This is a genomic window from Deefgea tanakiae (assembly GCF_019665765.1).
In the GTDB taxonomy this organism is placed as follows: Bacteria; Pseudomonadota; Gammaproteobacteria; order Burkholderiales; family Chitinibacteraceae; genus Deefgea; species Deefgea tanakiae.
On record NZ_CP081150.1, the window covers coordinates 973,909 to 988,878 of the forward strand.

Genomic DNA, 14,970 nt, shown 5'->3' on the forward strand with positions numbered 1-14,970 from the left:
AAAGTACCAAAGAAAGGCGACCCGAGGCGCACATCGGTCCCCGATGCCCTCGCGTGGCGTGAGCCAAACGATAAGGCTGTTTGTCTCACTTCGTGCTCGGTGTGCTTGGACGGGAGGTTTAAGCCCCAGCCCAACGAGCGTGGCATAGCATTTGTGTTTTTTGCTGTGTTGATCTTGTATTTTAAATTAGATGTATCTGCTTGTGGGCTTTTATTAATAAGGCCTAGATGGCAATACATCTATTTTGTTTTAGTCTCGTTAAGCTGCACAAGATCCCTTGTGTCGCGCCGAGCGAGGAACAAGCGGCAAGGGGGTTTCGGCGGGCTCTGTTTTGTTAAAGCCCGACGCCTTGCCGATTGTCCGCAGCGAGGGTACCGACGAAGTCGGCGCAGATACTAGGGGCGCCTTCTTTTGCTTACTTTTCTTGGCGAAGCAAGAAAAGTAAGTGCCGCGCGGCATTAGCGCCTGCAATGGCAGGAAGAGCATAACAATTTAGAAATGAAGTGATTTGTGTTTTATGGGTATTTGGATCTATGCATTATTAAATGATGTCTATATTTCTATACCCTTGGCATCGCTCTGCGGTGCCGATATTTAAAGCGATTCTTGAGAGTTGTTTTAAATATCGGAGATCCCGAAAATTAAAGGAATGATTGTGACCCAACACCCGCTCGATTTACTGATCACCCGCTTACCGAAAGCGGAACTCCACCTGCATATCGAAGGCTCGCTAGAGCCGGAGATGATGTTTGACTTGGCTAAGCGTAATGGCGTGGCGCTGCCGTATGCCGATGTCGATGCGGTGCGGGCGGCGTATCAGTTTGATAGCCTGCAATCCTTCCTTGATTTGTATTACGCCGGTGCGTCGGTTTTGATCACCGAGCAAGATTTCTACGATCTGACTTGGGCGTATTTATTGCGCGCCAAGGCCGACAATATCGTCCATACCGAGATTTTTTACGATCCACAAACGCATACTGCGCGTGGGATTGAGTTTGCGGTGCCGTTGGCGGGGATTCATCGCGCTTTGGCTGATGGTCATCAGCAGTTGGGCATTAGTAGCAAATTGATTATGTGCTTCTTGCGCCATTTATCAGAAGTCGACGGCTTTGCGACACTAGAGCAAGCCATGCCGTATTTGGCGCAGATTGATGGTGTTGGCCTTGATTCAAGTGAATTCGGTCATCCGCCGAGCAAGTTTGAGCGCCTCTTTGCGCGCTGTGCTGAACTGGGCTTGCTGGCAGTGGCGCACGCGGGAGAAGAAGGCCCTGCGAGTTATATCTGGGAAGCATTGGATTTACTCAAATCCAAGCGCATCGATCACGGCGTGCGCTGTACTGAGGATGCTGAACTAGTTAAACGCCTAGCTGCCGAGCGTATGCCGCTGACCGTTTGCCCGCTATCGAATTTGAAGCTCTGTGTTGTTAAAGACTTGGCCGATCACAATCTACGCGAGCTACTCGCCGCTGGTCTCTGTGCGATGGTTAATTCCGATGATCCGGCGTATTTTGGTGGTTATCTGAACACCAATTTACTGGCCTGTCGCGCTGCGCTCGACCTCACGCAAGCTGAAATTGTGCAATTGATTTTGAATAGTTTTGAAGCCAGCTGGCTCAGTAGCGCGCAAAAAATGTATTGGCAGGCCGAGGTCGGGCAGATTGTGAGTGAACTAAGGAGCTAATCATGTTGAAAAGCCTTGTTCTTGTGTTGAGTTTTGTATTGGCTGGCTGTGCCAGCATGCGCCCACCTGTAGAAAATGGCCGTCTTAATCCACCACCGGGCCAAGGCTTGGCGATTATTGCACTGACTGCTCAATCGTTTAGCGACGATACGGCTGATTTGGCCTTACACATCAGTGGCCCTAGTGGCAGAACTACAGCGCATATGCGTCTTGCTACCGATTTTATTCGTGCGCCGGGCAGTACCCATAACTCAACAGGGCGGCTGCTGGTGCTGGCCTTGCCGGCAGGGCAGCACATGATCACCAATGCAACGGGCTCATGGCGACGTGATAGCAACAGCTCAATGTTCATGCGTGAGTTTATTAATGTCGATATTCAGCAGCCCTTTAACTTGGCCGCTGGCGAAGTGGTTTATCTAGGCCAAGTGCATGTGAATATGAACTTTCGCTCTGATGTGCGGTTTAGCCAAAATATCGAACGAGATTTTTTTGATTTAAACGCTCGTAGTGGCGTCACTGATGTGAGCAATATCGTCATTCGGCCGCTCAATGCCGCCGCGACAGTGCAATAGAAGTTTATGAAAAAAAGGAAAAGGAATTAAAGATGTGGAAAAGCCTCGTGCTTGGATTGAGTTTGGTTTTGGGCGGTTGTGCCAGTGTGCCAGCGCCAGTTGAAAACGGCCGCCTAACCCCGCCTGCGGGCTACGGTATTGCCATTATTGCGCTGACTGGCCAATCGTTTAATGATCGCTCAGCTGATTTAGCCTTGCACATCGATGGCCCAGCCGGCAAAACGACCGAACAAATCAACCTTGGCACTGACTTGATTCGTGCGCCAAGTAATCCTGATTACTTAAGGGGGCGACCATTGACGTTCTCGTTTAGACCTTTAGGCATTCAAGTTGGCAATAGCCAGAATTCAAGCGGCCGTGTTTTGGTGCTGCCTTTGCCTGCTGGCCAACACATGGTGAAAAATGTTACAGGCTCGTGGCTACGAGAGGGCGTTCAGTCCTCTAGTCGTGAAATGGTGAATGTTCAAATTCAGCAGCCCTTTAGCTTAGCCGCTGGCGAAGTCGTTTATCTCGGCCAAGTGCATGTGAATATGAGTTTTCGCTCGGAAGTGCAGTTTAGCGTTAATCCAGAGCGAGACTTTTTTGATTTAGAAGCCCGCCGTGGCGTCACAGATTTTAGCAATATCGTAAGTCGGCCGCTCAATGCCGCCGCGACAGTTCAATAAGAAACACGACAGTTCAATAGAAAGGAAACATCATGCTTAGCTTCGACGAAGACACTATCAACCGCCCAGCGGCAGCACCTGCCGCAACGCCGACGGCCAGCACTGCTACACCCGCAGTTAAACGCATTAGCGCCGACGACAAACGCGTCATCAACGGCACCACCGATGTGAATCAATTGGTTCCGTTTAAGCACAAATGGGCGTGGGAAAAATACCTCGCGCAGTGCGCAAACCACTGGATGCCGCAAGAAGTAAACATGCAGCGCGACATCGAGCAATGGAAAACTGGCCAACTCACTGAAGACGAAATGCGTCTGGTAAAACGCAATCTCGGCTTTTTCGTGACTGCGGACAGTTTGGCCGCCAACAACATCGTGCTGGGTACCTACCGCCAAATCACCTCGCCAGAATGCCGCCAGTTCTTGCTGCGCCAAGCGTTTGACGAAGCGATCCACACCCACGCTTACCAATACATCGTTGAATCCTTGGGTTTGGACGAGGGCGAAGTCTTTAACGCCTACAACGAAGTGGCGTCGATCAAGAATAAAGATGATTTCTTGATGCCATTTATCGATGTACTCACAAACCCAGCATTCAAAACCGGCACGCTCGAAACCGACCAGCAATTGCTGCGCTCGATCATCGTCTTCGCCTGCATTATGGAAGGCCTGTTCTTCTACGTCGGCTTCGTGCAAATCTTGGCGCTTGGCCGTCAAAACAAAATGACCGGCGCCGCCGAGCAATATCAATACATCCTGCGCGATGAATCAATGCACTGCAATTTTGGTATCGACTTGATCAACACGATCAAAATGGAAAATCCAGAATTGTGGACCGAAAGCTTTAAGGCCGAATTGGTGGGCTTGTTCCAACACGCCGTTGAGCTGGAATATGCCTACGCCGAAGACACCATGCCACGCGGTGTATTGGGCCTGAATGCGGCGCAATTTAAAGAATATCTGCGTTTCATCGCCAATCGCCGTATGCAGCAAATTGGTTTGAATGAATTATTCCCAGGCGTCACCAATCCATTCCCGTGGATGAGTGAAATGATTGATTTGAAGAAAGAGAAAAACTTCTTTGAAACTCGCGTAACGGAATATCAAACGGGTGGGGCATTGAGCTGGGATTAAGATTTGCTTCGTAATTTGTATGTACTCAAGGTCGCCTAGGCGGCCTTTTTTGTGAGGTTGATATGGATAAATTTCTCGAAGTTTACATTTCCCGCTGGAGAGAGCCAGTATTTGGATATTTCGTGCTGCCTATAATGATATTTTTGATTGTTGCACCTATTTGGTCATCAATAAAAATTTCTCAAAGTAGTTGGGAACATTTAGGTGTTGCATTTCTTTTTTCACTGGGAGTAATTTATTTTACATTCAAGGCTAATAGATTGCCCAGCTGTAAGCCTGGAAAGTTAAATTTTGTAGTCGCAATATCAGGAAAAAATGAAGGTAACCTTATAGAGGATTTCTTTGAAGAAATTAAGGCGCAAATGAAGAGTTCTGCAGTAGTCAAAGACGTTAATTTTGTACTACTTAATCCTTATTTGAGCAAAAAAGTAATCGAAATGAATCCTGTAGTTGCTAGGGAAAAATTAGCTGCTCATTATTATATATATGGTAAGTTGGTTAATAGAAAAAAAGCAGGCAATGATGTTGTGGTGATCTCGCTTGATGGCGCTGTATTTCATGGTAGGTCACTTAATTCAGAAGATGCACAATTATTTGCGAATGAATTTAGAACAGTTCTACCTGAAAAACAGCAGATTTCAATTAATGATTCACTGAGTGATTTAGAATTTTCTGCAGGTAACGTTGTACATGGATCTAAATATATTTTGGCATGCGCTTCTGCGATGGCTGGTGATTATGAGTTTTCATATACTTTACTTTGTGAGTTGAAGGATACAATAAGAAAATCCACGTCTAAACAAGAGATTGGATTGGAATATATCCGAAGAGTTGTTAATGCACGGATTGATGAAGTATTACTTGCTTATTCAAGAGCTCTTCATGGCATTTGGAGAGAAACTAAAGATAAGGAAACTTTGACACGGGCGATTGAGGTTCTTGAAGATCGAAAGAAGCATATTGGACGATACGATTATTCGTATCGAATTCAGAAGGCGATATATTTGTTCTCTAATGAGAGGAAAATTCAAAATGCTTTGAGGGAAATCGATCAGGCTCGTGCTCTTAATATTTCTTGCTCTTTATGGCGATTTTCTCGCGCTTTTTTATTGGCCTACTCTGGTAGACACGAAGAAGCGTTGAATGAATATTTGAATTTGTCTAAGTCTGATTATGAGCCAATTACGTTGTTTGAAGTTCAAGAATTTATTGAATGGGTAATCCAAGAAGAACCTGATAAAAAATATTTTTATTATTACCTCGGTCTGATTAATCAACTTTTAGTTGGCGATAATGAACTTGCTGCGCAAGATTATATAAAGGCAATTGAGCACGGATTGCCCGATCCTCTAATTAAAAATTGGAAAAAGAATGGATTGAACCAAGAAGCTATAGCCGTGTAGCCATGAAGTACCGTAGGTTGGGCTAAGCCTGCGCAGCCCAACGTTTACCGCGATGAATAAACCGCTAGATTGATTCTGGCGGTTTTGTTTTATGCGGCTGCGCCGCGAAGGTTTTGGGGCGTGGGCTGCGCGCGGCAGGTTCATTTCTTTTGCTTCTCCAAAAGAAACGAACCAAAGAAAAGGAGCCCCGGGCGCGCATCGGTCCCCGATGAGCTCTGCACCCCGCGTCGCTAAGCGGCAAAGCCGCTAAGCTTTGGCGTCGCCTCGAGTGGCGTGAGCCAAACGATAAAGCCGTTTGTCTCCCTTCGTGCTTCGGTGCGCTTAGACGGGATGGAAAACCATGATTCCACCACTGGCGTGCTTGGTGTCGAATCGCTCCTGACATTACATCGTCGCTGGATTCCGGCTTGCGCCGGAATGATGAGTCAAAGATAGTTCCTATGTATTTAATCGTAGCCATTGATTAACAGTGCCTAGAAGGCAATACATCGACTTATTTTCAAAACTCGTTGAGCTGCGCGAGATCCCTTGTGTCGCGCCGAGCGAGGAACAAGCGGGGCGGGGTTTTTGTGGTCAATGTTTGAGGCCGCAGGCCGAGTTTTGACCGCAACCGCCTCGATTGTCCGCAGCGAGGGAACGGGCGTAGCCCGCGCAGATACCAGGGTCGCCTTTCTTTGGCCTACTTTTCTTTGGCGAAGCAAAGAAAAGTAGGTGCCGCGCGGCATCAGCGCGACTCACTTTGAAAGAACACAAAAGCTTTTGACCTCGCAAAAACTTCATGTTTTTTATGAATTGTCCAGCGAACTAAAGAAAGTCAATGCCGCATGGCATCAGTACGCCGCACGTCAAAAGAGCATGTATTCAACCACAGCTATTGATTTGTAAAGCACAGCTAGTAATACTCATCAGTAATTACAAATTAATTGGACTCGGCCATGAAAACGGTACTGATTTTGGGCGCAACAGGCGCAGTGGGGCGCCATTTACTGGCGCAAGCTTTGCAGCACCCCGACATTGCCCGCGTGATTGCCCCAACTCGGCGTGCGCTGCCAGCCCATGCAAAGCTTGAAAATCCCATTGTTGATTTTGAATCGCTACCGCTCGATGCGCCATGGTGGCATGTCGATGCGGCTCTGTGTGCGCTCGGGACGACGCTGAAAACAGCGGGCTCAGCCGCCGCATTTCGCCGTGTGGATTACGACTATATTCTGAACGCGGCACAGCGACTGCGTGCAGCGGGTACGCCGTGCTTGGTGCTCAATTCGACGATGGGCGCCAATGCATCCGCGCGTGGCTTGTATCTCAAAACCAAAGGCGAAACCGAGCGCGATGTGATGGCTTTGGGTTTTGCGTCTTTAACCATCGTGCGTCCTTCGCTATTGAATGCAGGAAAACGACCTGAGCAACGTCTGGCTGAAGACATCGGTTTGTGCTTGGATCGTTACCTTGGACGCTGGATACCGCTGAAATGGCGCGCCATTGAAGTCGAAAAAGTCGCACAAAACATGCTCAAAGCAGCATTAGCCGCCAAACCCGGCGTGAGTTGGCTTGAATCAGCCGAGTTGCACTCAGAAAAGTAAATTCGGCCTTGCAACTGAATTCCAGCCCGCACCGGAGTGATGAGTCTATAGGAATGTCGATGTATTTAATCGTAGCCATTGAACCGCAATGCCTAGATGGCAATACATCGAGTTAATTCCAAACCTCGTTGAGCTGCTCAAGATCCCTTGTGTCAAGCCGAGCGAGGAACAAGCGGGGCGGGGTTTTTGTGGTCAATGTTTGAGGCCGTAGGCCGAGTTTTGACCGCAACCGCCTCGATTGTCCGCAGCGAGGGTACGGGCGTAGCCCGCGCAGATACAGGGTTGCCTTTCTTTGGCCTACTTTTCTTTGGCAAAGCAAAGAAAAGTAGGTGCCGCGCGGCATCAGCGCGACTCACATTGAGAGAACTCGGACGCAATCGGTATCCCACCCCAACAAACCCATAGCCCAATCGCCCACGATTGGATAAAATCGCGCGCTTAAAAGTCATTGAATCATCGAGAAATTTATGCGCGCACTACGTTGGATTGTTGGTCGAGGTATTTTGGGTTTAAACGCCGTATTCGCGCCGAAAAAAGCACAACACTCGGCTGAGCGCCAAGCTTGGTTGGATCAACAAACCCAGACATTGACCCTGTACCAATACGAAGCCTGCCCATTTTGCGTCAAAGTGCGCCGCGCACTACGCCGCCAAGGTCTGAATATCAAAACCGTCGATGCCAAACAAGCCGAGCATAAAGCGGTGTTGGCAGAGCAGGGCGGCAAAGTGCAAGTGCCATGTTTACGCATAGCAGAGAATAACGAAGTGCAATGGATGTACGAATCGAGCAGCATTATTCAGTATTTAGAACAACGCTTTGCTTAATCCCTGACGCCTTTGGCGCAATCTGGCCGAGGCTCCGTAACACATCAAAACCGCTGGATGAATTCTGGCGGTTTTTTTGTGGCTGCGCGTCTGCAACAGGTTCAGGTTTTAACCCGCCGCCGTTTGAGTGACATCGATTTGCTATATGCTTGAGCACATTATTTGACCGCCGTGCCATCGTGACCTTTTCTGAACTAACCATCTTATTTCTGTTTGCTTCATCCTTGTTGGCGCTGTTGGGTGCATCGCGTTGGGTGTTCTTGCCGGTGTTAGCGATATCTTTTGCTTGCGCGGCAGTGGTGGGCTGGGTGACTTGGCCGGTGCTGTTGCCGCTGGCTTTACTGCTTTCTGCGGCGCTGTTGCTTCGGCAAACGCGGCGGCGATGGATTGTGGCGGGGCAGCTGATGTTGTTGCTCACTTGTGTTGGCTTGGCGCTGCATGTGTTTGCTGGCTTTCATAACCCTGCGATGCTTGCGCCACAAGTCTTGTCGCCAGGTGCGGTGCAGTGGTCTTGGTATTTTAATTTAGATAAAGCGCTGATCGGCTTGGCGCTATTGGCCTTGTGGCCGAGTATTGCTCGTCGCCCAGCATGGGCTTGCGTTGGGCGGAGTTTCGGCTGGGGTTTGTTGGCCGCGGTGGCTTTGGTTTTGCCGCTGGCTTTGCTGCTTGGCGTGCTAACTTGGGCGCCCAAATGGCCCGCTTGGGGCTGGCTATGGTTGGCCAATAATGTGCTGGTGGTGGCGATGGCGGAGGAGGTGTTCTTTCGTGGCTATTTGCAAGCGCAGTGGGCTGAGCGTTGGCGTGCTCTGCCGTATGGTGCAACGCTGGCCTGTGTGCTCTCTGCATCTCTATTTGGTTTGGCGCATTCAGCGGGTGGTTGGCAATGGGTATTGCTCGCTACGCTATCAGGATTGATCTATGGCGCAGTATACCGCCATGGCGGGTTGTTGGCGGCGATTGGTGTGCATGCGGGCTTAAATGGTTTGCACTTGGCGGGGTGGACGTATCCAATGCTGGTGGTGTCGTGAGATGAGCGGCCGGCAGCGCTGAACAGATTTTGATGTTATAAAAAAGCCCACCAAGGAATACTGTGGTGGGCTTTTTGCTGAGTTTAATTACTTGCGGTGATCGGGTTCTGGCTGCTGTGCGGCTTGGCGCTCAACCCAGAAATCGGCATCGGTAATGCCCAGTTTGACTGGATCAAAATCAGGATCAAGCCCTTGCGCTTGTTGGGCTTCGTAGTCTTTGAGCGCCAATAACGCAGGTTTTTGCAGCAACAAAATCGCAATGATATTGAGCCACGCCATTAACCCTACGCCAATGTCGCCCAAGCCCCACGCCAAATCCGAGCTACGCACCGCGCCATAGACAACGGTAGCGAGCAGCACGCATTTGAGTAAGAACAGCGCCGTACCGCTGCCGCGACCTTGTTTGACTAAATAGGCCACATTGCTTTCGGCGATGTAGTAGTAGGCAATGATGGTGGTAAAGGCGAAAAACAGCAGCGCTACACCGACAAACATCGCACCAAAGCCGGGGAAAATACTTTCAACGGCCGATTGCGTGTAGCCCGTTCCCGCTGCGATATCGGGAAGGCCGTTAAATAAGAAGCCGCCAGCTTTGTTTGGGTCGACGACATTGTATTTACCGGTAATCAAAATCATAAACGCGGTGGCAGAGCATACAAACAGCGTATCGACATACACGGCAAACGCTTGCACGATGCCTTGCTTGGCAGGGTGGGTGACTTCGGCTGCGGCTGCTGCATGAGGGCCTGAGCCTTGACCCGCTTCGTTGGAATACACGCCGCGTTTCACGCCCCACATAATCGCCATACCGATCATCGCGCCAAAGCCTGCATCAAAGCTCAGTGCTGAGCTAACGATCAAACGCAGAACTTCGGGCAATTGGCTCATATTGAGCGCAATCACCACCGCAGCCATCAGGATATAACCCAGTGCCATAAACGGTACGATCACTTCAGCAACGCGCGCGATGCGTTTGACGCCACCAAAAATAATCAACCCCAACACGATCACCACGCCCAAGGCGGTAGTTTCCGCGGGGATACCAAATGCATTACTCAAGCCGCTGGCGATCCCGTTGGCTTGCATGCCCGGCAGCAAAATCCCGCAGCCCAAAATCGTCGCGAGGGCAAAGGTAATTGCATACCAGCGCATTTTTAAACCGCGCTCGATGTAATAAGCGGGGCCACCACGGAATTGACCGTCGACGCGTTGTTTGTAAATCTGCCCTAAAGTACATTCGACATAAGACGTGCTGGCGCCCAAAAAGGCCATCATCCACATCCAAAACACTGCACCTGGGCCGCCAAAGGCAATGGCGGTGGCAACGCCAGCGATATTACCAATCCCTACGCGACCCGATAGCGTCATCGAGAGTGCTTGGAACGACGACACGCCTTCGCTGGATGCTTTGCCGTCAAACATCAGCCGCACCATCTCACGGATGTGGCGCACTTGCATAAAGCGCGTGCGGAATGAAAAGTACACACCAACGCCAAGGCAAAGATAAATCAGTGCCGGGCTCCATACGTACTCATTAATTAAATTGACCCATGCTTGCACGTGCTCACTCCCTGTTGTGTTTTATTCTAGGGTTGTAATTGTGTGTATCTGGCAGGGGAATGACCATTAGGAGTTACCGTGATAGTGCTTGGCGCGACTAAACATCTGCATGCGTACGTTGCTTGAAATTGACGCTCGCGATTGAGCGATGAGTGGGATGTATCTGGTGTGATTACAGTCTATGTTTTGGTGATGGTTGCCTGGGGTATAAGCTTGTATTGCATAAATATAAATGACTTGGTATTAATACATGCTAGTTTGCTCGGCGTTTGTTCACTTTGGTAACTGTGCGCCGAGTTCAAACTTAGGGTTGTTTAAAGTAAAAAACATGAACTATTTTTTGTCCCGCTGAAATTTTGAATTTAAACCGCTGTGTCTGATTTTCGTCGGTAACATTGGCGATGTAATGCGCAACAGGCAGCTTGGCATATAAAAACGGACCGGGAACAAGGGTGTTGAGTACGGTTTGATTTGCCGAGTTTTCAATAACGACTTTAATCCCAGCAAGATAGGCGCCAGAGCCGTGCTCTGCAAAAGTGAATCGGGTGTTGAATTGATTTTTGAGCGTCTCAAATTGCTGGCTCTGCTCATCACTAATCCCACCTTCGACATAGACCACACCCGATGGTGCCGTTTTATGTTCAATGGCATTCGTATTAGCGGCGAATGAAAAGCTAGATATGCATATCAATAGCGCAATTTGAACGGGGATGATTTTTATATTCATGTTGAACTCCTTGGTGGGCAGCAGAAAACGCATTTAAAAAATCAAATGCGCTTAGCCATTGTATTAAATGCCACTGCATTGTTCTGTCTGCTATCGCACGGTGTAACGCTAGCAGAGATAGCATGATGTTTTCTCAGTAGACTGTCCTCACTTAAACCCACCGCAGCTCAATGCCGATCGCCAGATGGGGCTCGCACTTCATCAATTGCTGACTATGCTAAAGCCACGATATCGACGCAAACTAAGGAGAAATCGATGTTTTATTCAAAATTGACCTTCGTTATGACTGGCTTTTTAATTGTCACTGCGGCGCAGGCGAGTAGTTTGAAAGCCGATAGCGCACACATTGAATCCAGTTACAAAAGCGATTTAAAAGTATGTTTGGAGTTTGACAAGAGCGAACAGCCCGCCTGCAAAAAAGACGCGGCGGCGCAAAAGAAAAAAGAATATCAAAACCTGTGGGGCAAGTACCAAGGCAATGATAGCCAGCCTTCTTATACCGGTGATTTGAGCAGCCAGAAAAAACAAATCGAATCAGACTATCAAGCGATGCTCGCAATGTGCAAAGAGCTCGATGCTGCCAATCAGTCCGCTTGCAAAACCAAGGCCACCAATCACAAAAAAGCCGCACTGAAAACGGCGATGAACGCACCGGCGAGTGATGATAAAAAAGCCTGTGCTACGTGCGGAGTGGTAAGTCATGTGAATGTGGTGGATAAACCGGGCGAGGGCACGTGGATGGGGAAAATTGGTGGAGCTGCAGTCGGTGTTGGTTTGGGAAGTTTGGTCGGTAAAGGCACGGGTCGTACGGTGGCAATGGTGGCCGGTGGGCTAGGTGGTGCTTATGCTGGCAATAAAGTAGAAGGAAAAATGAACGAGAAAAAATATTATGAAGTGACAGTGAAATTAGATGATGGCACGACACAGGGCGTTACATTTGAAGATAGCAATCACGGATTTAAGCAGGGTGATAAGGTGCGTTTTGAAAATAAACAATTGACCAAGCGTTAGTCTTTGCATGATAAAAAAATGCCACCGAATTTCGGTGGCATTTTTAATGGCTGACAATTTAAGATTTGCGTTTGAGCCGCATGAGGAATTTTTCGGCTTCAACAAAGAAGAAGAACACTAAACCACCCGCAAATAACATCGGCCATGCATACAGCGGCATCGCTTCAGTATCAAAGATCGCTTGTAGTGGTGCGAAATACGTAAACAGCAATTGCAAGACCAGCACCGCGCCAATGCCCATTGGCAGGTATTTGTTTTCTAAATGCGCTTTGATTGAAATCGAGCTGTCGATCAGATAGCGGCTATTAAGCAGATAGAAGCACTGACCAATCGTGATGGCATTCACCGCTACTGTGCGCGCCAGTGGATCCGATGCGCCTTGGCCTTTCATCCAGAAGAACGCCCATAGCGTGTAGGCCACAAGTGAAGAACCAATGAAAATAACGCGCCACAAGCCAAACGCATTCAAGAGTGGGCGATCTACCGCGCGAGGTTGTTGCAGCATCACACCTTTTTCATGCGGCTCAAATGCACACACCAAACCGAGGGCCACCGACGTAATCATATTCACCCACAAAATTTGTGGCGTGGTGATTGGCATCGTAAAGCCCAAGAAAATGGCGGCCATAATGACGGCGCCTTGCGCAAAGTTGGTCGGCAGCAAGAACAAAATCGCTTTTTCGATGTTGTTGTAGACCGTGCGGCCTTCTTTGACTGCGGCGCTGATCGAGGCAAAGTTGTCGTCCGCCAGTACCATTTCGGCGGCTTCTTTGGTGACTTCGGTGCCTTTAATCCCCATCGCAACACCGATGTCGGCTTTTTTCAGCGCTGGCGCATCGTTCACGCCATCGCCGGTCATTGCGACGATTTGGCCATTGGCTTGAATCGCTTCAACCAAGCGCAGCTTGTGCTCTGGGCTAGAGCGGGCAAACACGTCGACGGTTTTGACGCGCTCACGCAGTTCTTCCGCGCTGAGTTTTTCAACTTCGATGCCTTCCATCGCCGTTTTGCCATCGCCAATACCGAGCATTTTGGCAATCGCCGCGGCGGTGATTTTATGGTCACCGGTAATCATCGTGACGCGAATACCGCCTGCGTGGCATTCTTTAATCGCTTCAATCGCTTCTTTGCGTGGCGGATCGAGCAAACCAATTAAGCTGAGCAAGACCAAGTTTTTCGGCAGGTCGGCAGCACTCAGGCTACCCACATTCAGCCCTTGAGGTTGCTGAATCCAAGCCAAGCCCAAGACGCGTTCGCCTTGACCCGCGAGTTCATCCGATGCGGCACTGAAGTAAGCCAAATCAAGCGGTACAATCTCGCCACTTTGCAGTTGTTGATGACTGCAATGCGCGAGGATGACTTCGGGTGCGCCTTTGACCAACAGCATTTGCTGGCCGTTGGCATCTTCATTGAGTGTCGCCATAAAGCGATGCTCAGATTCAAATGGAATCGAATCAACGCGTTTGTAGTTGGCTTGCTCAGTCGCGCGAGTCAGGCCGATTTTATTGGCAAATGGATACAGCGCACCTTCGGTTGGGTCGCCTTCTACTTTCCATGCGCCTTCTACTTGATGAATTTCTGCGTCGTTACACAGCATAGAAACGCGGCCAACGATATCGAGTACGGTATCTTGGGTCAGTGCTGCGCCATCTTTGCTGATTTGGCCCTCTGGCGCGTAGCCATTGCCGGTTACTTTGTATTTGGCTTCAGCGGTGACGGCAGAAACAACCATCATTTCCATCAGGGTCAGCGTACCGGTTTTATCTGAGCAAATCCGAGATACCGAGCCCAAAGTTTCAACTGCGGGCAAGCGGCGGATAATCGCATTGCGCTGCGCCATGCGCTGTACGCCGATGGCGAGCGTAATGGTGATAATGGCAGGCAAACCTTCAGGAATTACCGATACGGCAATGCCAATCACGGCTTGGAATACATCCACCAAGGCCATTTCGCGGATCCAAAACGCAAAGATAAAGACAAAAACGGCAATGACCGCAATCGTTGCGGTGATTTTGTAGCCGAATTTCTCAATTTGGCGAATCAGCGGTGTTTCCAGCGTATTGACGCTGGCCAGTAGCTGGTTAATACGGCCTAGCTCGGTATTGCTGCCTGTTGCAACAACCACGCCTGTGGCGCGGCCTGAAACGACCATCGTGCCAGAAAACACCATGCTTTCACGGTCGCCGACGGTCGCGTTGGCGGCAACGGCGTCGGAAGTCTTATCGGCAGGTACCGATTCGCCAGTCAATGCGGCTTCTTCGGTACGCAGATTTTTGACATCAATTAAGCGCAAATCGGCAGGGACTTTGTCGCCTGATTCAAGCAAGACAATATCGCCTGGCACCAGCGTTTCAGCTGGAATCATCCGCGCATCGCCATCGCGTAAAGTCCGCGCATCGGCCGAGAGCATTTTACTAATCGATTCGAGCGCTTGCGCTGCTTTGCCTTCTTGCAAAAAGCCCAGTAGCGAATTGAGGAACACCACCGCCAAAATGATCGATGCATCCAGCCATAAACCCAAGAACAATTTGAGGATCGCCGCGCCGATCAGTACATAGACCAGTACATTATTAAATTGCAGCAAAAAGCGCATAAAGGCACTTTGCTTTTTACCTGTGGGCAATAAATTCAGGCCGTGAGTTTTGAGCCGATTCGCCGCTTCATTTGCGTTGAGGCCTTGCGCGCTATCGCTTTTGAGTTGCTTGAGCGCCTCGTCGGCGGACAGTGCATGCCAAGCAACGGCATCCTTTTGTGAGGGAGGGGTTTGATCCATTTCAATTCCTTTA

General features: G+C 49.4%; 12 protein-coding genes. 9 read left to right on the top strand and 3 right to left on the bottom strand.

Annotation, left to right across the window (positions count from 1 at the left end; genetic code table 11):
• Positions 1-655 precede the first annotated feature (655 nt).
• The 8 genes from K4H28_RS04675 (at position 656) to K4H28_RS04710 (ending at position 8,886) form a co-directional block, all read left to right on the top strand.
• Entirely contained in the window at positions 656-1,681 is a 1,026-nt protein-coding gene (locus tag K4H28_RS04675; protein ID WP_255573620.1) for an adenosine deaminase, read from the top strand.
• 2 nt (positions 1,682-1,683) lie between these two features.
• Entirely contained in the window at positions 1,684-2,253 is a 570-nt protein-coding gene (locus K4H28_RS04680; protein ID WP_221007232.1) for a hypothetical protein, read from the top strand.
• 32 nt (positions 2,254-2,285) lie between these two features.
• On the top strand, positions 2,286-2,918 hold the full coding sequence (locus K4H28_RS04685) for a hypothetical protein (RefSeq protein ID WP_221007233.1): 633 nt from the start codon (positions 2,286-2,288) through the stop codon (positions 2,916-2,918).
• A 32-nt stretch (positions 2,919-2,950) separates the two neighbouring features.
• A complete protein-coding gene (locus K4H28_RS04690; protein WP_221007234.1) occupies positions 2,951-4,051 on the top strand; it encodes a ribonucleotide-diphosphate reductase subunit beta in 1,101 nt (366 codons plus the stop codon).
• A gap of 62 nt (positions 4,052-4,113) precedes the next feature.
• Entirely contained in the window at positions 4,114-5,454 is a 1,341-nt protein-coding gene (locus K4H28_RS04695; RefSeq protein ID WP_221007235.1) for a tetratricopeptide repeat protein, read from the top strand.
• Positions 5,455-6,389: 935 nt separating this feature from the next.
• Entirely contained in the window at positions 6,390-7,034 is a 645-nt protein-coding gene (locus tag K4H28_RS04700; RefSeq protein WP_221007236.1) for an NAD(P)H-binding protein, read from the top strand.
• Between the two features lie 467 nt (positions 7,035-7,501).
• Positions 7,502-7,858: a glutathione S-transferase N-terminal domain-containing protein gene (locus K4H28_RS04705; RefSeq protein ID WP_221007237.1), complete on the top strand. Its 357-nt coding sequence runs from the start codon at positions 7,502-7,504 to the stop codon at positions 7,856-7,858.
• A 149-nt stretch (positions 7,859-8,007) separates the two neighbouring features.
• Positions 8,008-8,886, top strand: a complete 879-nt coding sequence (locus tag K4H28_RS04710; RefSeq protein ID WP_221007238.1) for a CPBP family intramembrane glutamic endopeptidase — start codon at positions 8,008-8,010, stop codon at positions 8,884-8,886.
• A gap of 87 nt (positions 8,887-8,973) precedes the next feature.
• Here the strand turns inward: K4H28_RS04710 and K4H28_RS04715 are convergent, their stop codons facing one another.
• Together K4H28_RS04715 and K4H28_RS04720 are read right to left on the bottom strand one after the other, a co-directional pair.
• Positions 8,974-10,446 carry an alanine/glycine:cation symporter family protein gene (locus K4H28_RS04715; RefSeq protein WP_221007239.1) on the bottom strand — a complete coding sequence of 491 codons (1,473 nt, stop codon included), beginning with the start codon at positions 10,444-10,446 and terminating at the stop codon, positions 8,974-8,976.
• 304 nt (positions 10,447-10,750) lie between these two features.
• Entirely contained in the window at positions 10,751-11,173 is a 423-nt protein-coding gene (locus tag K4H28_RS04720) for a hypothetical protein (RefSeq protein WP_221007240.1), read from the bottom strand.
• A 255-nt stretch (positions 11,174-11,428) separates the two neighbouring features.
• On the opposite strand from K4H28_RS04720, the gene K4H28_RS04725 reads away from it, so the two are divergent.
• Positions 11,429-12,184: a glycine zipper 2TM domain-containing protein gene (locus tag K4H28_RS04725; RefSeq protein WP_221007241.1), complete on the top strand. Its 756-nt coding sequence runs from the start codon at positions 11,429-11,431 to the stop codon at positions 12,182-12,184.
• 58 nt (positions 12,185-12,242) lie between these two features.
• Here the strand turns inward: K4H28_RS04725 and K4H28_RS04730 are convergent, their stop codons facing one another.
• Entirely contained in the window at positions 12,243-14,957 is a 2,715-nt protein-coding gene (locus K4H28_RS04730) for an HAD-IC family P-type ATPase (RefSeq protein WP_221007242.1), read from the bottom strand.
• Between the last annotated feature and the right edge of the window lie 13 nt (positions 14,958-14,970).

Excerpts from the sequence above, each read along its gene's own strand:
- K4H28_RS04720 (WP_221007240.1), bottom strand. The coding sequence starts at position 11,173 with ATGAATATAAAAATCATCCCCGTTCAAATTGCGCTATTGATATGCATA.
- K4H28_RS04725 (WP_221007241.1), top strand. The coding sequence starts at position 11,429 with ATGTTTTATTCAAAATTGACCTTCGTTATGACTGGCTTTTTAATTGTC.
- K4H28_RS04705 (WP_221007237.1), top strand. The coding sequence starts at position 7,502 with ATGCGCGCACTACGTTGGATTGTTGGTCGAGGTATTTTGGGTTTAAAC.
- K4H28_RS04695 (WP_221007235.1), top strand. The coding sequence starts at position 4,114 with ATGGATAAATTTCTCGAAGTTTACATTTCCCGCTGGAGAGAGCCAGTA.
- K4H28_RS04730 (WP_221007242.1), bottom strand. The coding sequence starts at position 14,957 with ATGGATCAAACCCCTCCCTCACAAAAGGATGCCGTTGCTTGGCATGCA.
- K4H28_RS04690 (WP_221007234.1), top strand. The coding sequence starts at position 2,951 with ATGCTTAGCTTCGACGAAGACACTATCAACCGCCCAGCGGCAGCACCT.
- K4H28_RS04700 (WP_221007236.1), top strand. The coding sequence starts at position 6,390 with ATGAAAACGGTACTGATTTTGGGCGCAACAGGCGCAGTGGGGCGCCAT.
- K4H28_RS04685 (WP_221007233.1), top strand. The coding sequence starts at position 2,286 with ATGTGGAAAAGCCTCGTGCTTGGATTGAGTTTGGTTTTGGGCGGTTGT.
- K4H28_RS04680 (WP_221007232.1), top strand. The coding sequence starts at position 1,684 with ATGTTGAAAAGCCTTGTTCTTGTGTTGAGTTTTGTATTGGCTGGCTGT.